Origin of the sequence: Actinoplanes couchii (genome assembly GCF_016862075.1) — a bacterium.
Lineage (GTDB): Bacteria > Actinomycetota > Actinomycetes > Mycobacteriales > Micromonosporaceae > Actinoplanes > Actinoplanes couchii.
Genome location: NZ_BOMG01000104.1, coordinates 76969 through 96311 on the forward strand (window position 1 = coordinate 76969; position 19343 = coordinate 96311).

The 19343-nt window shown below is 70.7% G+C and carries 16 protein-coding genes; 8 read left to right on the plus strand and 8 right to left on the minus strand.

Translation table 11 applies throughout. The features are described 5' to 3' along the window. Window positions 1-24: 24 nt before the first annotated feature. Entirely contained in the window at window positions 25-2064 is a 2040-nt protein-coding gene (locus Aco03nite_RS42390) for a beta-galactosidase (protein WP_203806862.1), read from the minus strand. Window positions 2065-2195: 131 nt separating this feature from the next. Here Aco03nite_RS42390 and Aco03nite_RS42395 point away from each other — a divergent pair, with 131 nt between their 5' ends. After that, window positions 2196-3194, plus strand: coding sequence for a LacI family DNA-binding transcriptional regulator (locus Aco03nite_RS42395; RefSeq protein ID WP_203806864.1), 999 nt, complete (start codon window positions 2196-2198; stop codon window positions 3192-3194). A gap of 4 nt (window positions 3195-3198) precedes the next feature. Here the strand turns inward: Aco03nite_RS42395 and Aco03nite_RS42400 are convergent, their stop codons facing one another. Further along, a complete protein-coding gene (locus Aco03nite_RS42400) occupies window positions 3199-5916 on the minus strand; it encodes an exo-rhamnogalacturonan lyase family protein (protein ID WP_203806866.1) in 2718 nt (905 codons plus the stop codon). Between the two features lie 245 nt (window positions 5917-6161). On the opposite strand from Aco03nite_RS42400, the gene Aco03nite_RS42405 reads away from it, so the two are divergent. Continuing rightward, window positions 6162-7007 carry a helix-turn-helix domain-containing protein gene (locus tag Aco03nite_RS42405; RefSeq protein ID WP_203806868.1) on the plus strand — a complete coding sequence of 282 codons (846 nt, stop codon included), beginning with the start codon at window positions 6162-6164 and terminating at the stop codon, window positions 7005-7007. Here the strand turns inward: Aco03nite_RS42405 and Aco03nite_RS42410 are convergent. Together Aco03nite_RS42410 and Aco03nite_RS42415 are read right to left on the minus strand one after the other, a co-directional pair. Continuing rightward, on the minus strand, window positions 7001-7201 hold the full coding sequence (locus Aco03nite_RS42410; RefSeq protein ID WP_203806870.1) for a ferredoxin: 201 nt from the start codon (window positions 7199-7201) through the stop codon (window positions 7001-7003). The genes Aco03nite_RS42405 and Aco03nite_RS42410 overlap by 7 nt on opposite strands. A gap of 4 nt (window positions 7202-7205) precedes the next feature. After that, the gene (locus Aco03nite_RS42415) at window positions 7206-8408 is read right to left on the minus strand and encodes a cytochrome P450 (RefSeq protein ID WP_203806872.1); all 1203 of its coding nucleotides are present in this window, start codon (window positions 8406-8408) and stop codon (window positions 7206-7208) included. A 79-nt stretch (window positions 8409-8487) separates the two neighbouring features. Between Aco03nite_RS42415 and Aco03nite_RS42420 the strand changes: the two genes are divergently transcribed. From Aco03nite_RS42420 to Aco03nite_RS42430, 3 genes are all read left to right on the plus strand, one after another. Further along, on the plus strand, window positions 8488-9120 hold the full coding sequence (locus Aco03nite_RS42420; protein WP_239145895.1) for a TetR/AcrR family transcriptional regulator: 633 nt from the start codon (window positions 8488-8490) through the stop codon (window positions 9118-9120). Between the two features lie 35 nt (window positions 9121-9155). Then, on the plus strand, window positions 9156-9899 hold the full coding sequence (locus tag Aco03nite_RS42425; protein WP_203806876.1) for an NADPH-dependent F420 reductase: 744 nt from the start codon (window positions 9156-9158) through the stop codon (window positions 9897-9899). A 297-nt stretch (window positions 9900-10196) separates the two neighbouring features. Then, window positions 10197-10709 (plus strand): SRPBCC family protein, encoded by a 513-nt coding sequence (locus Aco03nite_RS42430; protein ID WP_203806878.1) that lies wholly within the window; start codon window positions 10197-10199, stop codon window positions 10707-10709. Window positions 10710-10805: 96 nt separating this feature from the next. On the opposite strand, the gene Aco03nite_RS42435 is transcribed toward Aco03nite_RS42430, so the two are convergent. Beyond that, complete coding sequence (locus Aco03nite_RS42435) at window positions 10806-11663, minus strand: aldo/keto reductase (protein ID WP_203806880.1); 858 nt, start codon at window positions 11661-11663, stop codon at window positions 10806-10808. A 100-nt stretch (window positions 11664-11763) separates the two neighbouring features. On the opposite strand from Aco03nite_RS42435, the gene Aco03nite_RS42440 reads away from it, so the two are divergent. Then, window positions 11764-12663 (plus strand): LysR family transcriptional regulator, encoded by a 900-nt coding sequence (locus Aco03nite_RS42440; protein WP_203806882.1) that lies wholly within the window; start codon window positions 11764-11766, stop codon window positions 12661-12663. A 60-nt stretch (window positions 12664-12723) separates the two neighbouring features. Beyond that, window positions 12724-13026, plus strand: coding sequence for a DoxX-related protein (locus Aco03nite_RS42445; RefSeq protein ID WP_203806884.1), 303 nt, complete (start codon window positions 12724-12726; stop codon window positions 13024-13026). On the opposite strand, the gene Aco03nite_RS42450 is transcribed toward Aco03nite_RS42445, so the two are convergent. Continuing rightward, window positions 12990-13613 carry a hypothetical protein gene (locus Aco03nite_RS42450; protein ID WP_203806886.1) on the minus strand — a complete coding sequence of 208 codons (624 nt, stop codon included), beginning with the start codon at window positions 13611-13613 and terminating at the stop codon, window positions 12990-12992. The genes Aco03nite_RS42445 and Aco03nite_RS42450 overlap by 37 nt on opposite strands. Window positions 13614-13636: 23 nt before the next feature. Between Aco03nite_RS42450 and Aco03nite_RS42455 the strand changes: the two genes are divergently transcribed. Beyond that, a complete protein-coding gene (locus Aco03nite_RS42455) occupies window positions 13637-14935 on the plus strand; it encodes an alpha-amylase family glycosyl hydrolase (protein WP_203806888.1) in 1299 nt (432 codons plus the stop codon). On the opposite strand, the gene Aco03nite_RS42460 is transcribed toward Aco03nite_RS42455, so the two are convergent. Then, a complete protein-coding gene (locus Aco03nite_RS42460; protein WP_203806889.1) occupies window positions 14932-15213 on the minus strand; it encodes an STAS domain-containing protein in 282 nt (93 codons plus the stop codon). The genes Aco03nite_RS42455 and Aco03nite_RS42460 overlap by 4 nt on opposite strands. Then, a complete protein-coding gene (locus Aco03nite_RS42465) occupies window positions 15210-19259 on the minus strand; it encodes a SpoIIE family protein phosphatase (protein ID WP_203806891.1) in 4050 nt (1349 codons plus the stop codon). Before Aco03nite_RS42465 ends, Aco03nite_RS42460 begins: the two co-directional genes overlap by 4 nt. Between the last annotated feature and the right edge of the window lie 84 nt (window positions 19260-19343).

The window sequence follows — 19343 nt, forward strand, 5'->3', positions numbered from 1 at the left end:
CCGGACCCCGGCCCCCGACCAGAATCATCTGGCGGGAGTCGACGGGCTCGCTATCACCGCGACCCCGGCCGCTTCCAGGGGAATCGACCGACCCGCAGTCCAGCTGACCCCCGTGAGCAGGTCGGTGCCGTCACGATCCAGCCGCACGGCGGTGGCGTCGCCGTGGTTCACCAGGAACAGGAAGCGCTGTTCCGGCCCGATCCGCACCCCGGCCTCCACCCCGGCGGGTGCGTCGAAGACCGGTGTCACCCCGGCCCGTTGCAGGACGGTGCCGAGCACCACGGCGAACGACTGCGGGTCGAGCCGGGTGCCGAGGTACACACAGCTTCCGTCACCCAGCTGCCGATCGAGGACCGCGGGCTGACCGCGCAGAAACCCGTCGGTGTACTCGGCCACCACCCGCGCGCCCTCGGCGACCATGTCGTCCTGCCAGTTCCGTGCTGTTCCGGTGAACCCGGACGGGACGAGATCTTGGCCGTGGACCGCGCGGACGGTGACCGTCTCATCGGGTGGCATCGGCGCGAACTCGTGCACGTGGGCGCCGATCACCTCCCGGATCCCACCGGGGACGACGCGGTCGTCGCCGTCGACGATGCCGCTGAAGTACGACACCAGCACATGCCCGCCGGCGGCCACGAACGCGTGCAGCGCCTCCTGCCGGTCCGTAGTGAGCAGGTACTGGTTCGGGACGACGAGGACCCGGTAGCGGGACAGGTCCGAGGTGAGGGTGACGACGTCGACGGCGATGTTGCGCTCCCACAGCGGGGTGTAGTGCTCCAGCACGGTCGCGGGGTACGAGAAGTCGTTCACCGGGTGGAAGCAGCCCTCGACGGCCCACCAGTTCTCGTAGTCCCACACGATCGCCACGTCCGCCGACGACCGGCTGCCGGCCACCCCGGCGACCCGTGGCAGTTCCCGGCCGAGCGCGCTGACCTCCCGCCAGGTCCGGCCGGCGGTGCCACTGTGCGGCAGCATCGCCGAATGGAACTTCTCCTGGCCGGATCTAGAGGCCCGCCACTGGAAGAACATCACGGCGTCCGCGCCCCGGGCCAGGGCCTGGTAGGAGCCGAGCCGCATCCGGCCGGGCTTCTTCACGTAGTTGCGGGGCCACTGCGACACCGCGCTCGACGACTGTTCCAGGACCAGCCACGGGCGGCCGCCGCCGATCGAGCGCATCAGGTCGTACTGGAAAGCGGCCTTGATCTTCGCGTCGGCCCGGCCCGGATCGGGATAGGTGTCGAAGGCGACCACGTCGACCTCGGCACCCCACCGGTGATAGTCGAGCAGCGAGATCGACTGGAAGAAGTTGGTGGTCACCGGCACGCTCGGGGTGATCTCGCGGAGCAGGTCACGCTCGCGCCGATACAGCTCCAGCTGTACGCCGGAGTTGAACCGTGAGTAGTCCAGCTGCCGGGCCGGGTTGACCCGTCCCCGCACCGGCCGGGGCAGGTGCACCTGCGACCAGTCGGAGTACCGCTGACTCCACACGGCCGTACCCCAGCGGCGGTTGAGTTCGTCCAGGCTGCCGTACTTCTCCCGCAACCACCCACGGAACCGCTCGTCACACAGGTCGCAGAAGCACTCGGCGTGGTACTCGTTGCCGACGTGCCACAGCGCCAGCGCCGGATGCCCGCCGTACCGTTCGGCGAGCCTCCGGGCGATCCGCAGACTCCGGTCCCGGTAGACCGGCGACGACGGGCAGAAGTGCCCCCGGCTGCCGACCCCGACCCGCACCCCGTGCCGGTCGACCATCGACGACTCCGGATGGTCCTCGGCCATCCAGGGTGGCGGCGAGGCGTTCGGCGTGGCCAGATCGACCGCGATACCCCCGGCGTGCAGCCGGTCGAGCACGTCGTCGAGCCAGTCGAACTCGAACACCCCGTCCCGGGGCTCCAGCATCGACCAGGAGAAGACGCCGACGGTGACCATCGCGACCCCGGCGTCCTTCATCAGCCGGACGTCGTCGTCCCACACCTCCCGGGGCCACTGCTCGGGGTTGTAGTCCCCACCGAACACCACCCCGCCCATCCGTTCGGCAAAACTGCGAGTGCCGTCGACGTCCATCGGGAACTCCTGTGGAAACTTTCGGAAATATTATGCCAAGTTTCTTGAAAGCAAAGTAATTCGGCGCTCTGAACAGGGTCAATAGATTCCGTGTCAGAAACATTCGGAAACTGTTTGCTAACGTCACCGCCATGCCGGACAAACGACGGGTCACCGCACGTGAGGTCGCCACCCTGGCCGGGGTCTCCCCGGGCACGGTCTCCAAAGCGCTCACCGGGAAGGGCGCGGTGCACCCCGACACCCGTGACCGGATCCTGAGGGCCGCCCGGGAGATGGGCCTGCACGGCCTCCCCGAGCAACGCGACCTGACGGTCGGGCTGATCACCCGCAACCCGTTCGACAGGCGCAACGCCCCGGTCATGCTCGGCGTGCTGGAGACGTTCGCCGAGCACGACATCGCGTTCCTGGTGTGCGACGGCCGCGCCGACGCGCTGCGTGAGCAGTTCTTCGTCGACTCGCTGCGGCGGCGCCGGGTCGACGGCATCCTGGTGGCCGGCAGCAGCCGCGGCAGCTACTCACGCCCACCGTTGCGCGGCGTCGACGACCTGCCGGTGGTCTACATGGTGACCACCTCGACCGACCCGGACGACGTGTCGGTGGTGCCCGACAACCGGGGCGGCGCCGAGTTGGCCGTCCGCCACCTGCTGTCGACCGGCCGCCGCCGGATCGCCGCCGTCCTCGGCCCCGGAACGGAGGAGGCGGCCGCACTGAAGACCGCGGCCACCCGCGACGTCCTCGCCGAGCACGGCCTGGACCTGGTGATGGAACCACTCTGCGGGGACTGGACCGAGCAGTGGGGACGCCAGGCCACCTACGAGCTGCTGCACAACGTCGACGGTGTCGACGGCATCGTCTGCGGCAACGACATGATCGCCCGCGGCGTCATCGAGGCACTCCAGTCCCGCGGCGTCGTCGTGCCCGACGACACCGCGGTGATCGGCTTCGACAACTGGAGCGTGATGGTCGAGGGCAGCCGGCCCCGGCTGTCCAGCATCGACCTGAACCTGCCCGACGTCGGGCGCACCGCGGCGGCACGGATGGTCGAGGCCATCCGCGGCGCCACGGTGCCGCCGGGCCGCACCGTCATCGAGAGCCGCCTGGTCCCGCACGAGTCGACGGCCCTGCCCTGACCGGTCAGATCTGGTCCGGGACCAGGGCCAGGCACTGGATGGCGGCGAGGCCGTACTGGGCGCTGGCGTTCGCCGAGACGTCCGCCTCGTCCACCGGGTTCAGGACCGCCGGGCCGTCGATGCGGGTCAGCGCGAACGAGTGCGCCTCGGTGTATCCGGCGTGCCCGGTCCGCAGTTCCTGCCACGCCCGCCGGCCCAGGTTCGGGTCGCCCAGCTGGCTGGCGGCGTAGGCGGTCGCCCGCGAGTACGCCTGCCCCAGGTTGAGGCTGCCCCAGTACGTGCCGGTCTCGGCGACCTGCTCCTCCCGGGTGCCGTTGTAGAGCCGGCAGAACTTCACCCACTGGGCCCGGACCGTCTCGTCGTCCACCAGCGGGAGCACCTCGGCCATCAGCTCGATCAGCCCGAACACCGAGCTGAGGCTGCCGACACTCACCGACGGCGTGGTCACCGGGTTGAAACGACCATCGGCCAGCCGGTACGTGCTGCCGCCCTGCGCCCAGCCGTTGGGCAGCGCCGCGATCGTGGTCAGCCCGTTGAGCAGTTTGGTCCGGGCGATCGGATCCCCGTTGCGTTCCCACTCGGTCAGCCACGCCAGTGCGAGGGCACCCCAGTTCGTCGTCGGCCCCAGATCCAGGGCGTTCGGATCCGGGTCGAACGGCTGATCGGTGAGTTTACGGCCGGCGTTGAGCACCAGCAGGGTCCGGTCCGAGTCGACGAGCGAGTGCATGATGTCGCCGAGCCGCTCGTCGGCGGTCAGGTAGTACAGGAAACGCTTGTAACCGGCGTTGCTGATCCGGTTCTGTTTCGCGCTGTCACCCCAGTGCTGGACACCGTGCCGGGTGCCGAGCCCACGCCACCGGCCCAGGTGGTACATGTCGACCTCGCTGGTGTGCCGGGTCATCGCCTCGGCATAGCGGTAGGCCTTCGGATCGCCGGTGCGCAGGTAGTGGTACCAGAGCCACAGATCGGTGGACAGCTCCGAGTTGTCCCACGCGTAACCGCCCACGTCGTAGCGCCACACGTGCCGGACGCCGTCGTAGCTGTGCATGATGTCGCCGTAGTCCCAGAACCCGTACCAGTTGCGCTGATCGGTCTGCACCAGGTGCGCGGCGTGCATCTGATCCAGGCGGTCCTCGATGACCACCTTCGCCGGGGTGGACCGGTCGACCGGCGACCACGAACCGAACACCCCCGCCGCGCTGTTGTGCTGCGGGCTGCCCACCAGCAGCGGGGGAGTGGCGTTCGCGTCGGCCAGGGCCGCGATCCGGGACGAGGCCGGCGTCGACGCCAGAGCCCAGAACATCAATTCGGTCGTACGGGCGACGCCGTACGGCGTACCGAATCCGGGCTCGTAATCCTCGTAGGTGATCTCCAGGGCGTCCAGTTGCTCCGGATAGGTGTCCTGGCCCAGGCCGTCGTGGAAGAACCGCAGGTCCATCGCGCCGGCCCGCGGCGACCACATCCACACCGTGGCCCGGGCGCTGTCCGACGCCGCCCCGCTGATCTCCAGCTCGGTCGGGTGCAGCTGCCAGAAGTCCCGCATCCCGAACGCGAGACCACCGGCCGGGCCACCCAGATAGGCCAGCCCCGCCGCGCGACGGCCGCCGTCCACCCGTACCCACGAATGACCGGTCTTGGTCCGCTTGTAGATCTCGAACCCGTTGGCGGTCAGCTGCCGCAGGCTGTAGTCGCCGAACGCCGGGATCCAGTGCAGACGGCTGGTCACCCGCTGATCCCAGGTGGCCGGGTCGGGTGTGGCGCGGCCCTCGTACTGGGCCTGCTGCACCGCCGCACCCGGGTCGCGCCGCAGACCGGTGATGCCGCGGACCGCCTCGGCCAGCACCCCGTCACCCGCACCGGCGAACCGCACGTGCCGGTCGTGCGGCTCGCCCCGCATCGGCACGGTGAACCGCACCCCCAGGCCGTTGATGAAGCTCTTCTTCTCGTCGCCGTCGTAGAAGAACGTGTGCACCACGCGGATGCCGTCGGAACCGGCGTACAGGTAGAAACGCACGCTGAACGGGAGCCACGCGCGCCGTCCGTGCCGGTGTTTGCCGTCGACCTTGAGCACCGCGCGGACCGGGCCGGACTGCTCGACCTTCACCGAGTCGACGACGCCGGTGAACGACTCGGTCTTGACGGTGGCCGCCTGGTCAGTGCTGGGGCGGTCCTGGCTGGACGCGATCAGGCGGCCGTCGGTGGCGATCACCGTGTCGCCCCGGCGGATCGACTCGACGAGGCGGTCGCCGGAGCGGGCGAACGTCACGGTGACCACGCCGGTGTCGACCACGATCCGTTTCGGGCCGGTGGTGACCGTCAGCGGGGTCGCCGGGGCGGCCGGGGTTCCGGCCGTGAGCCGGTACCTCTCGGCGCGGTCGGGGGCGGCGCTGATCGCATGGGCGGTCCACTTCACCGAGCCGTCCGGCCACCAGGCGGTCGGCCAGGACTGCACCGGCACGGCGGTTCCGGTTCCGGTTGTCAGGGAGAACTGCTGGCCGGGGGCGAACGACCCGCGCGGCCAGGGCACACCCCAGGTGGTGCCGGCGGCCAGCTCGGGCGGGGTGCCGCCCTCCAGCCAGCGCAGGGTCACCGGGTCGTGGCCGCGCAGGTCGGCGGGGAGCGCCACCGGAGCGGCGGCCGCCGGACGGGAGAACGGGAAGGTCGCGGCGGCACCGGCCACGGCGGCGGAGGTGAGGACGGTGCGCCTGCTGAGATGAGCCACGCTGCACTCCTTGTTTCAAGCCCGTGAATGTAAACGTTTTACTGAAACGGGATCGGAACATGGGGGCGAAGTTGGTGTCAAGATGTTCGATGGTCGAGTTAAAACGTTTACTCGAGTGCTCGACCTTTCGTCCCACGTTTCGGGCTACCGCAAGGCGTCCGACTGATCACGGGTTGCACCTGCCGTAACGGCATGTGGTCCAGTGGAGTCACGTCCCGCCCGCTGGAGAAGAGGATTGCCGACTCATGTCACTGCCGTTTCTGTCGCCCCGCCAAGTCAAGATCGGGGACGCGGCCGCCTTTGCCGGGATCACGCCGCGGGCCATCCGTCACTATCACGCGATCGGGCTGCTTCCCGAGCCGGAGCGGGGGAGTGACGGTCGCCGGCGGTACGGGTACGAGGACATGATCCGGCTGCTGTGGATCCGTAAGATGGCTGACGTCGGGATCGCTCTGGACGACATCCGGGCCGCCTTCAGCGCCGGTCAGGACGGCGACGACGGCATCGCGGCCATCCTGGAGCGGGTCGAGGAGAGCCTCGCCGAGCAGGAGGCGCAAGTGCGGCGGCGCCGGGCCGCCGTGCAGCGGATGCGTACCGAAGGCAGCCGGATGGGTCTGCTCTCCGACTTCGTCACCGACCGGTTCCGGCACCTGCCCGAGGGCTCCCTGCGTCAGGCGGATCTGGACTCCCTGCTGGTCACCGAGCGGATGCTCGGCCCGCTCGGTGCGGCCTACCAGACCGACCGCTTCATCCTCCTGGCCACGCACCCCGAGCTGCGGGCCGAGTCCGACCGCATCACGGCCGACGAGGAGGCGCTCGACGATGGCGTCGCCGTCGATGATCCCCGGGTGGCCCGGGTGGCCGCCGACTGGCAGGCCTTCGAGAAGACCCTGGAGGCCGCCGCGACGGAGGCCGGGCTGTACGAGGACGACGACATGCTCGAAGCCTGGGACGCCCTGCACCCGCCCACCGCCGATGACGGCAAGCGGGAGCCCGGTTCGATGAGCCTGTTGGAGGCCGTCGGCAAGATGCCTTACGACTTCTCGCCGGCCCGGCGGCGCATGTACGAACTGATCCAGCAGACCTACTGATCCTCGGCCAGCTGGATCGCGGCGGCGGGGCAGATGGCGGCGGCCTCGCGTACGGCCGTGTGGTGTGCGGGGTTGGGACTGGGGGTCAGCAGGATCGCCACGCCGTCCTCGTCGCGCTGGTCGAAGACGTCCGGGTCGGTCATCACGCACTGGCCGGAGGCCACACACCGGTCCTGGTCCAGCAGGATCTTCATGACGTCACCAGCTCACCGGGAGTTCGTGGACGCCGTAGACGCCGCCGTCGTGTTTGAACGGGATGTCGGCCAGTTCGGCGGTGCGGTGCAGGGTCGGGATGCGGCGGTACAGGGTGCTGTAGACGACCTGCAGCTCGACCCGGGCCAGAGGCTGACCGAGACACTGGTGTACGCCGAAACCGAAGGCCAGGTGCCGGCCGGCGTCACGGGTCACGTCGAGACGGTCCGGGTCGGGGAACTGGCCGGGGTCACGGTTGCCGATGTCGTTGGGCAGGATCACGCCCTCACCCGCGCGTACGGTCGTCCCGGCGATCTCGATGTCCGCCAGCGCGACCCGGCGCCGGCCGGTGTGCGTGATGGTCAGGTAACGCAGCAACTCCTCGACCGCGGACGCGACCAGCTTCGGGTCGTCGCTGTCGCGCAGCAGGGCCAGCTGGTCCGGGTTCTCCAGCAGCGCCAGGGTGCCGAGCGAGATCATGTTGGCGGTCGTCTCGTGGCCCGCGACCAGCAGCAGCACGCCGATGCCGGCGGCGTCGCCGCGGGACAGTTCGCCGTTGCCGACCCGTTCGGCGAGCTGGGACAGCAGGTCGCCGTCGGCGTCCTTGGTCGCCAGCAATGAGCTGAGGTAGTCGTGCAGCGCCTCGAACGACGCGCCGCGCACCTCCGGGGTGGAGGACCGGCTGATCAGGTTGCGGCTGTGCGACTGGAACAGGGCGTGGTCCTCGTACGGGACGCCCAGCAGTTGGCAGATGACCAGCGACGGGACCGGCAGTGCGAACGCCTCGACCAGGTCGGCCGGTTTCGGCCCGGCCAGCATCCGGTCGATCAGGTCGTCGACGATCCGCTGAATGCCGGGGCGCAGTGCCTCGACACGTTTGATCGCGAACGGCGCGGTGACCATGCGCCGGAGCCGGTTGTGCTCGGGGTCGTCCATCATGATGAAGCCGATGCCGCCCCGGCCGGAGACGGCGCGGCGCTCGACCTGCAGCGGGTAGCCGGGCTTGGTCGGGTCGGCGCTGAGTCGCGGGTCGGTCAGGAGTTGCCGCTGGTCGGCGTGCCGGGTGACCAGCCACGGGGTGGAGCCGTCCCAGATCCGGACCCGTACCAGCGGCGCCTGATCTTGAAGTTTGCGCAGCTCGGGTGGCGGATCGAAGGGGCATTTCGCGTCCCGCGCCGCCGGTAACGATAGAGCGGTGTCAATGACCATGAGGTCAGTCTCACCTCAATTTGCTCGACGGGCAAGTTTGCCCAATGAGAAACATTAAGGCCGGTTGTACGGTGTGGGCGTGCAAACGGGACCGGAACGACCTCGACGCGCCGACGCCGCGCGCAACGCGGAACGACTGCTGGACGCGGCCCGGGAGGTCTTCGCCGAGCAGGGCCCGGACGCCCCGCTCGACGCTATCGCCCGGCACGCCGGGGTGGGTGTGCGGACCTTGTATCGGCACTTTCCGCACAAAGAGGCACTCGTGCGCGCGGCCCTGGAGCGGGGCATCGGCGAGCAGCTGGGGCCGGTGATCACGGACGCGCTGACGGACGAGGACCCGCGCCGGGGTCTCGTCACCCTGATGGACGCGACACTCACCCTGGTCGCCCGCGAGCGCAGCACCCTCGCGGCCTCGGCGAGCATGGCGGCCGAGGTGTCCGCCCCGGTTCTCGAGGCTATCGACGTGCTCACCGAACGGGCGCAGCGGGCCGGGTCGGTGCGTGCCGACCTCACCTCGACGGACATGCAGCGGATCATGGCGATGCTCACCAACGTGCTCTGGACCATGGACGAGCAGGGCGCGGGCTGGCGGCGATACCTCGTACTGATGCTGGATGCCTTCGATCCCGAGGGCGCCAGCCCGCTGCCGACGACAAGCACCTCGAAGTGTCAGTCGACTGACAATTGTGCTAGCTTTCCGGCCAGGAAGTGACAGTAAACTGACATTTTTTGGTACGAGGGAGCAGCATGACCAGAACCCTGGGCCTCATCGGCACCGGCATGATCGGCGGCACGGTCGCGCGGCTCGCGGTCGCCGCCGGGCTGACCGTCGTCCTCAGTAACTCCCGGGGCCCGGAGTCCCTCACCGATCTCGTCAGCGAGCTGGGCTCCCGGGCCCGCGCGGCCACCCCGGCCGAAGCCGCCCGCGCCGGTGACGTCGTGGTGGCGACGATCCCGCTCGGCGCCTACCGGAAGCTCGACGCCGAGGACCTGGCCGGGCGGATCGTCATCGACACGATGAACTACTACCCGTACCGCGACGGCCGTCTCCCCGAGCTGGACGCCGACACGCTGACCTCCAGCGAGATGGTCCAGCGGCATCTCGCCGGCTCGCGCGTCGTCAAAGCCTTCAACAACATCAACTTCGTCGGTCTCGGTACGCTCGCCCGGCCGGCCGGCGCCCCCGACCGTAGCGCCCTGCCGATCGCCGGCGACGACGCGGCCGCTAATGGGGTGGTCGCTGAACTCCTGGATACCCTCGGTTACGACACCGTGGACCTCGGCCCGCTCGCCGGCAGTTGGCGCAGCGAGCCCGGCACGCCCGTCTACGTCGACCCGTACTCGCCGGGCAGCCCGCCCGAAGGCCTCACCCGCGAGGAGGCCTACCGCTGGTTCGTCAGCACCCCCGGCGTCCCGGTGCCGGCCGCCCGAGTGCGCGACCTCGTCGACACCGCAGTCCGAGGCCCGGCCGGCGGCAAATTCACCGGCTGACCCACCCCGCCCGCCCGCCCCGATCGCCTGCGCCGGTGCCGTTGGGCTGTCGCTCGGCCACCATCTCGACATGGACGGCCCTCCCTTCGTTTCTCGGCCATGGTGAGGGCGGCCATGACGACGAGGCCCGCAGCGATGCCGAACGGGAGCAGCGACGCGGTCGCGGTCCCGGAGGAGGTGATGCGGCTGCGGGTGAGCAGGTCGCCCGGAAGGCGCTGAGCGGCAACCTCCCGCTCGGCGGCGCGCTGAGGCCTCTCGGGGGATGCGCGGGAGGGGTGCGCGATGGATCATGGGCGCATGCCAGTCGTTGAAGCCGCTGTCGTGGTGCCGGTGCCGCCGGACGTGGCGTTCGCGGTGTCGCAGACCACCGCGCCGCTGCGGTATCGATGGGATCCTTTCGTACGCGAACAGCGGCTGCTCGACGGCGCCACCAGGCCCGGCAAGGGCGTGCGGACGTTCACCAGGTCCCGCCACGGTTTTGTCATGGTCAGTCAGTACGTGTCGTTCGCTCCTCCGACCAACGTCGGCATGAAGATGCTTCGCGGTCCGTGGTTCTTCGAGATGTTCGCCGGAGGATGGCGGTTCGCCGCTGCCGAGGAAGCCCCCGGCCACACCCTGGCGACGTGGCGGTACAGCTTCCGCTGCCGCCCCGCGTTCCTGCGCCCGGTGGCCGAGCGCCTCGGCCACCTGCTGCTCGGACACGACATCAACCGGCGGATCCACGCCTACGCGCGCGGCTGCACCGACCCGGTCGTCCTGGCGGCGGCGAGGCAAGCCCTCGAGGACGGCTACGGTCCGGCCGGCCGTTAGGCCCCCGTGCACCGGGTGCTCGTCTCCTCGATGTCGCTGCCGGCTCGGGGCGCAAGGCGTCGACCTCGTCCAGCGGCCTGCGGCAGGTGAAGATCATCAGACTCGGGCGAGCTGGTCGAAGGCGTCGATCTCGGTGCTGGTCAGGGTGATCTCCGCGGCGGTGAGGTTGTCGGCCAGGTGGGCGGTGCGGGAGGTGCCGGGGATCGGCAGCATCGCCGGTGACCTGTGCAACAGCCAGGCCAGGGCCACCGCGGCGGGGCGCACGCCACGGGCGGCGGCGATCTCGGCCAGCGCGGTGCCCGTCGCCAGATGACCGGTCGCCAGTGGAGCGAACGGGATGAAGGCCAGCCCGTTGTGCTCGGCATACCGCAGAACATCGGACGCCGTACGGTCGGCGAGGTTGAATCGGTTCTGCACCGACACGACCGGCACGATGCGGGCGGCCGCCTCGATCTGGGCGACGGTGACACCGGACAGGCCGACGTGGCGGACCTTGCCCTGATCACGCAGGTGGGCGAGCGCGCCGATCTGATCCTCGAACGGCACGGTCTCGTCGACGCGGTGCAGCTGGAACAGGTCGAGTCGTTCGACGCCGAGCCGGCGCAGGCTCAGTTCGGCCTGCTGGCGCAGGTACTCCGGCCGCCCGCAGCGTGGCCACGGGCCGGGAGCGGTGATCGGGCCGGGGCGCAGCAGGCCGGCCTTGGTGGCGATGACCAGCCCGTCCGGGTACGGGTGGAGCGCCTCGCGGATGAGTTCCTCAGCGATCGCGGGGCCGTACGAGTCGGCCGTGTCCAGGAAGTCGACGCCGGACGCGACCGCCTGCCGCAGAACACGGATCGCCTCGGCGTGGTCGGCCGGTGGGCCCCAGGCGCCGGGGCCGGGTAGCCGCATGGTGCCGAACCCGAGACGGTGCACGGTCAGGTCGTCGCCGATGGTGATGGTGGGAAGGGGCATACGGCGAGCATGCCCCGGCGATCAACCGGAACCAACGAATAATCCTGATAGCGTTATCGCCTTCCTTGGTCAATGGGGGCCTTTTCTGTTCAATGGGGGAGTGGTGGACGGCCGGAAACTCGCATACTTCGTCGCGGTGGCGGAGGAGCTCAACTTCACCCGTGCCGCCCAGCGCCACTATGCGACACAATCCACGGTGTCCGCCGCGGTGCAGGCGCTGGAGCAGGAACTCGGCGTGGGCCTGCTGCGGCGTACCACCCGCAGCGTCGCCCTCACCGAAGCCGGCGCGGCGTTCCTGCCCGAGGCCCGGGCCGCGATCGAGGCCCTGGACCGGGCGCGGGCGACGGTCGAGCCGGAACGCAACGGTCTCCGTGGCAGTCTGACGTTCGGCACCCTGCACAGCATCGGCAGCGTCGACGTGCCCGCGCTGGCCGGTGAGTTCCACCGCCGGCATCCGGGCGTGCGGCTACGGCTGGAGATCTCCGCGCGGGGCACGGCCGGGCACGTCGAACGGCTCAGGTCCGGCTTCCTCGACCTCGCCCTGGTCAGTGACGCCGGCGACGATCCGGGGCTGGACGCGGTGCCGATCCGTGCCGTGCCGCTGGCCCTGTTCGTCCCCGCCGATCATCGGCTGGCCGGGCAGCAGACGGTCGATCTGGCCGACCTGGCCGGTGAACGCTTCATCGACCTGCCGATCGGTTTCGGTCAGCGCACCGTCATCGACCGGGCTTTCGCCGACGCCCGTCAACCCCGCGAGCTGTGTGTCGAGACGATGGAGATCACCGCCGTCCAGCAGTACATCACCCACGGCCTCGGCATCGGGTTCATGCCCGCCGGGTACGCCGGGTCGGTGCCCCATCTCCGCCCGGTCCGGGTCCGGAACCTCGATCTGAGCTGGACGTTGTCCCTGGCGACCGCCGCCGGGCGCAGCCGCTCCCGCGCCGCTCAACGACTGATCGAGCTGCTACCCGGCCACATCCGCACGGACACGCCGTTCTAACGACGCGGGAGTGCGTCCGAGCAGGGCACGGGCGGTGGGTAGCACGATCTTCCACGCCGGGTGCTGGTGCCGGGTGACCCGGAACCCGCCGGACTCGGTGAACACGGTGACCGACGCCTCGGTCACGCCCCGCTCCGGGTCCTCGCCGGCGGCGTGGCACTGCTGGCCGACGCGGCTCTGCTGCTGCCCGCGCCGACCCGCCCCGCAGCCGCAGGGGCGACCGCCACCATGATCACCGTCTTCGCCGTCGCCCACGTGGACGCGCTCGTCCACGCCCCCGCCGGCCGACGCTGGAGCCCAGCGCTGAAAGTCCTGCTGAACGTCGCCTACGTCGGCTGGGCCATCGCGGTCGCGGTGTCCTGAGGACCGCGGAGGGACCACACCGGTCGCAGACCGTCGGGGCCGGCGTAGAACAGGTGGGGCCGCAGTTCGGGAGCGTCCTCCAGGCGGCGGAGCAGGGCGTACGGATGAGCTGACCGCGCCGCCAGGAACGGTTGGGTGGCGAGCAGATTCCGCAGCTCGCCGAACCGCCAATCGGCACCCAGCAGCTTCCTCATGCGTACCAGCAGCTGAACGGTGTTGATCGGAATGTCGTCGACCCAGACGTCGGCGGTCAATGGAAGCTCCGGCTCGCGGGGCAGAGGGAAACCGGAACGCTGCCACGCCGCGAAGTCCGGTGCCACGATCTCGTGGTCGGCCTCGCCCGGGCCGCCCAGGTCGGACCGGAACACCGGGCCGCCGCCACCGTCGCACGCGAGGAACAGCCCCCGGTCACCGTCCTGACCGATCATGAGAAAACCCGGGAGCCATTCCCCGATCTCGTACGTCGTGTGGCGCTCCGGCAGGGATTCGCGGCAGAAGATGACCACCTCGCCGGCGTCCACGTCGTCGGTGATCGATGTCAGCCAGCGTTGGTAAACGGCGTCCGTTCGGGAAAGGAGGTGCTGCACCGGTACACCGTAGTCTTGATCTCATGTCCTCCTGGTCTGAGCACGTGATGTGGTGGCACCTCTACCCGCTGGGGTTCACCGGTGCGCCGGTCCGGCCGGCGACCCACGACGACACCGTCGTGCACCGGCTCGGGCGCATCGAAGCCTGGCTCGACCACGTCGTCGAACTCGGGCTCAACGGGATCTCGCTCGGGCCGATCTTCGCGTCGCAGACCCACGGATACGACACCGTCGACCACTTCCGGATCGACCCGCGGCTGGGCGACGACGCCGACTTCGACCGGCTCGTCGCCGCCGCGCACCAGCGTGGCATCAAGGTCCAGCTCGACGGCGTGTTCAACCACGTCGGCCGGGCGCACCCCGCGTTCCAGCAGGTCGAGCGGCTGGGCCCGGACGCGCCGACGGCCGCCCTGTTCCGCTTCGACCGGGCCGGGTGGCGGGCCGGGGCGCCGGTCTCGGCCGACGTGTTCGAGGGGCACGACTCGCTGGTGGCGCTCGACCACAGCGCGCCGGAGACCGCCGACCTCACGGTCGCGGTGATGAACCACTGGCTCGACCGGGGCGCCGACGCCTGGCGGCTCGATGCCGCGTACGCGATGCCGCCGTCGTTCTGGGCCTCGGTCCTTCCGCGGGTGCGCGAGCGTCATCCGCAGGCGTGGTTCAGCGGCGAGGTGATCCACGGCGACTATCCGGAGATCGTGCGCGCCTCCACCATGGATTCCGTCACGCAGTACGAGTTGTGGCAGGCCATCTGGCACGGCATCACCGACCGTAACCTGTTCGAGCTGGCGCACGCGCTCAAGCGCCACAACGACCTGATCACCACGTTCGTGCCGTCCACGTTCGCCGGCAACCACGACGTGACCCGTCTCGCCTCGGCCGTCGGCGCCGACTTCGTGCCGCACGCGATGGCGGTGCTGCTCACGGTCGCTGGGGTGCCCAGCGTGTACGCCGGCGACGAATACGCGTGGACCGGCGTGAAGGAGCACCGCCCCGGCGGCGACGACGCCGTGCGCCCCGAGTTCCCGGCCACCCCACCCCCGGCGGACGACACCGTGCACCTGCACCGCCAGCTGATCGCCGTCCGCCGCCGGCACCCGTGGCTGCTGCGCGTGCACACCGACGTCGTGCACCTGGCCAACCAGCAGATCGTGCTGCGCTCGGCGACCGGCGACGGCGCCGTGGTCACCGCCCTCAACCTCGCCGACGCCCCGGCGACCCTGCCCGCCGCGGGGGCGACCCAGCCGGCCGCGGGACAGGGGCAGCTGACCGGCGCGGAGATCACCCTGCCCGCCCGCGGCTGGGCCGTCCTGACGTCCTAGACGAACCTGGTGATGTCGGCCAGGCCGGACACGGTGAGTACCGGCGCGACCAGTGGGCCGGCGACCAGCCGGATCCGTTCGACGTGTTCGAAGAGGCAGGACAGGCCGGAGCTGTCGATGTACTCCACGCCGGTCAGGTCGACGGTCAGGATCGCCGTGCCGTCGGGGGTGAGGGCGGCGTCCAGCGCCGCCCGGAACGTGCCGGCGTTGCTCATGTCGATCTCGCCCACCGCGGTCAGGGAGGCCGGCCCCGCGGTCAGGTCGAGCGGGGTGCTCATCGGGTGATCCTCGCCTGCATCTCGATGGTGGTGCCGGCACTGCCGGTGGTGACGGTGATCTCGTGCATCAGGGCGCGCATCAGCATCAGGCCCCGGCCCCGGTAGGTCTCGCCGGTGATCGGGATCTTCCACAGGCCGCTGTCCACGACGACCACGTGCAGGTCGTCGACGGTGGCGGCGGCCCGCAGCCGGATCTTCCCGCCGGGGCTGTCACGGTGGCCGTGCTCGATCGCGTTGGCGCACGCCTCCCCGGCGGCGACCAGCACGTTCTGGGCGGTCATCTTGTCCACGCCGGCCCGGTCCAGCCAGCCGCGCAGGGCGCTGCGGACCGGTGCCAGCCGGGTCGCCTCGGCCGGGAATTCCAGCTCCAGGGGGCCGGGATGCCGGTACAGCAGCAGCGCCACGTCGTCGTCGTAGCCGTCGTCCGGGGTCAGCCGGGTCATCACCTCGGTGGCCAGGTCCTCCACCGGTTCGCCCCGGCCCTGCAGGATCGCGGCGGTGGCCCGGGCGATGCCGGTGGTCAGCGGCTGGCGGCGGCGTTCGACGAGGCCGTCGGTGTAGAGCATCAGCGTGGCCCGGGGCGGCACGGTGAACTCGGCCTCGGAGCGGGGCTTGCCCCCACGTACTCCCATCGGCCTTGATCGTGCCTGATCCAGCAGGTGTGCCACGCCGTCGGCGTCGACCACCACCGCGGGCGGGTGACCGGCGCTGGAGTAGAGCAGCCGGCCGGTGTCCGGGTCGAGGACCCCGCAGAAGACGGTGGCGCTGGTGGCGCCGGGCAGCAGGGCGGCGAACCGGTCCAGGGCGGTCAGCGTGCGGGCCGGGCTGGAGTGTTGCAGCAGCAGGGCCCGGCAGGCGCTGCGCAGCTGGCCCATCACGGTGGCCGCGTGCAGGCCGTGGCCGACGCAGTCGCCGACGACGATGCCGATCAGGCCGTCGGGGAGCTGGACGGTGTCGTACCAGTCGCCGCCGACCTTGAGCGGGCGGGTGGCGGGCTGGTAGCGGACCGCGAAACCGGCGGGCAGATCGGGCGGGCCGAGGATGGCGCGTTGCAGCGCGAGGGCGGTCTCGCGCTGCTGGTCGATCTGGTGCACCCGTTGCAGGCCCTGGCCGAGATGCCCGGCGAGCAGGGTGAACAGGGTCTGGTCCTGCTCGGTGAACGGCCGGTCCGCACCGAGTTCGAGCCACAGCACCATGGCGCCGTGCGGGTGTTCCAGCAGGATCCCGGTCCCGTCCGGTGTCAACAGCGGCTGGTCGCGCAGCCGGATCAGGGCGTCCCGGTGGTCCGGCGGCAGATCGTTCCAGCGCAGGCCCGGGTCGGTGGCGGTCACCTCGGCGCGGTCCGGCCCGTCGAAGACGGCAGCCAGGGCGTACTTCGCCTGCCACAGCTCCCGCAGTTCGTCGAGGACACCGTGCAGGGCGCCGGTCAGGTTCTCCGCCTGCGACAGTCGCATGCCGAGCCCGGCCAGGGCGGTCTCGCGCTGGATGGCGTAGTGCTCGGCGGTGACGTCGCGCAGCGTGCCGACGATGACGCGGCGGCCGGAGTCCGGGTCGGCGACCTGGTTGAACGCGGCCGCCACCCACAGCCGGCGGCCGTCGCGGTGGATCACCGGGACCGTGTCGATGCCCTGCTGCTGTTCGAGCATCATGTCGAAGAACACGGCGACCCTGCGGTACGCCTCGGCGTCGGTGTCCTCGGAGGGCCACCACGGATGGACCGCGGCGTACGGCAGGCCCTCCGGCCCGTACCCGAGGATCTCGGTGAACGCGGTGTTGATCTCCAGGACCGCGCCGTCCTCGTCACAGACGAAGAACGCCTCCTGCAACGAGTCGATCAGCGCGGACCGCCAGCGGGCGTGCCGGGTCCGCAACCGGGACAGCTCGACGTTGGCCCGCACCCGGGCCAGCAGCTCGGCCGCCGAGAACGGTTTGACCAGGTAGTCGTCGGCGCCCGCCTCCAGGCCCTCGATCGAGGCCTCCTCGCCGGCCCGCGCGGACAGCAGCAGCACCGGGGTGCCCGCGGTCCGGGAGTCCGCCCGCAACGCCGCCACCAGCTGCAGCCCGTCCATCCGCGGCATCATCACGTCGCTGACCACCAGGTCGTACGCCTCCGCACGGACCCGGTCCAGCGCGAACCGGCCGTCCTGGACCGCGTCGGCCCGGTGCCCGGCGGCCCGCAGCAGCCGGACCAGATAGTCGCGCATGTCGGCGTTGTCGTCGGCGACCAGGACCCGCGCGGACACCGCGGCCGCGGCTGTCACCTCCGGGGCCGGGGTGGACTCCTGGTCCGGCAGCCAGCGCAGCGCCTCCTGGACGAACGGGTCGGCGCCGGCGGTGGCCGCCACCGGCTCGGCCGGGACCGGACCGGAACCGAACGGCAGCCGGATGGTGAAGACCGTACCCACCCCGGCGGTGCTGTCCGCGGTGATCGTGCCGCCGTGCAGCGTGACCAGTTCCTTGACCAGGGCCAGGCCGATGCCGCTGCCCTCGTTGGAGCGTGAACGGGCGTTCTCGATCCGGTGGAACCGCTCGAACAGCCGGGGCATCTCGTCCTCGGCGACCCCGACACCGGTGTCGGCGACGGTCACCACCGCGTGCTCACCGGCCGCCCGGACCATCACCCGGACCCCGCCGGCGAAGGTGAACTTCAGCGCGTTGCTGACCAGGTTGAGGACGACCTTCTCCCACAGGCCGCGGTCCACCAGCACCGGCCGGTCCAGCGGGGGACAGTCCACCTCGAACGACAGGCCGGCCCGGTCGACCGCGGACCGGAACACACTGGCCAGGTCGGCGGTGACCGCGGACAGGTCGACCGGCTCGAACCGGGCCTGCATCCGCCCGGCCTCGATCCGGGAGAAGTCGAGCAGCGTGTTGACCAGCTTGCCCAGGCGCAGCCCGTTGCGGTGCGCCACCTCCAGCTCCTGGCGGATCCGCTCGTCGGCGTCACCGAGCCGGTCCCGCAGCTCCTGCACCGGACCCATGATCAACGTCAGCGGCGTACGGAACTCGTGGCTGATGTTGGAGAAGAACGTGGTCTTCGCGCGATCCAGCTCGGCCAGCTCCTCGGCGCGCCGCTGCTGCGCCTGATAGCTGCGCGCACTGGCGATCCCGGCGGCCACGTGCCCGGCCGTCAGCTCGATGAAACCGCGGTAGGAGTCGTCCAGCCGCCGGTACCTGTTGACCGCGGCGACCAGGAAGCCGTACGGCGTACCACCCTGCTGCAGCAACGGCACCACCAGCGCCTGCGTGGGCGGCGCCGGCCAGTCCCCGGCCGGCACGTCCGTCACCGGCAGGTCGATCAGGACGGACTCGCCCCCGGCCGCCTTGGCCACCGGCCAGAGACCCGCCGCGGTGACCGGATGATCGGCCGGGACACCGGTGGCGGCGGCCAGCCGGGCCGAGCCGTCCTCCCGGAACAGATAGGTCAGGGTGAACGGCAGATCACGCAGATTGCGTTCCAGTTGCCGCCCGGCGAAGGAGAGCATCTCCTGCTCGGTACGGACGACGCTGGGATCCGACCCCAGATCGCGCAGCGTCGCCATCCGCCGTTCTCCGAGAACCCGGTCGGTCTCCTCGCTGACCACACAGAACAGGCCGACCACGGTGCCGTCGTCGTCGCGCAGCGGGCTGTAGGAGAACGTGTGGTACGACTCCTCCCGGTACCCGGACCGCTCCACGAACAGCAGCAGCGCCTCGTCCCAGGTCGCGTCGCCGGTGCGCATCACGGTGTCGACCCGGGGGCTGACGTCGGCCCAGATCTCCGCCCACACCTCCCCGGCGGGCCGGCCGAGCGCCCACGGGTACTTCTGGCCCAGTGAGTCGCGGCGGTAGGAGGCGTTGCAGAAGAAGGTGAGCTCCGGCCCCCACGCCATCCACATCGCGAACCGCGACGACAGCAGGATGCCGACCGCCGTCCGCAGACTCTGCGGCCAGGCCTCGGGTGGCCCGAGCGGGGTGGCGTCCCAGTCCACCGCGGCGAGGTCACGGCCGACGTCGCCACCGGCGGCGAAGACGGGCGGGAGTGGATCAGGCTCGGTGTCGACCATCGTTTGCGCTTGCACTCCCTCGCCCACGGCGCTCACACGCCACAACGACGACAAAGGTAACCCGGCCCGGCCGATTCGGCTCGG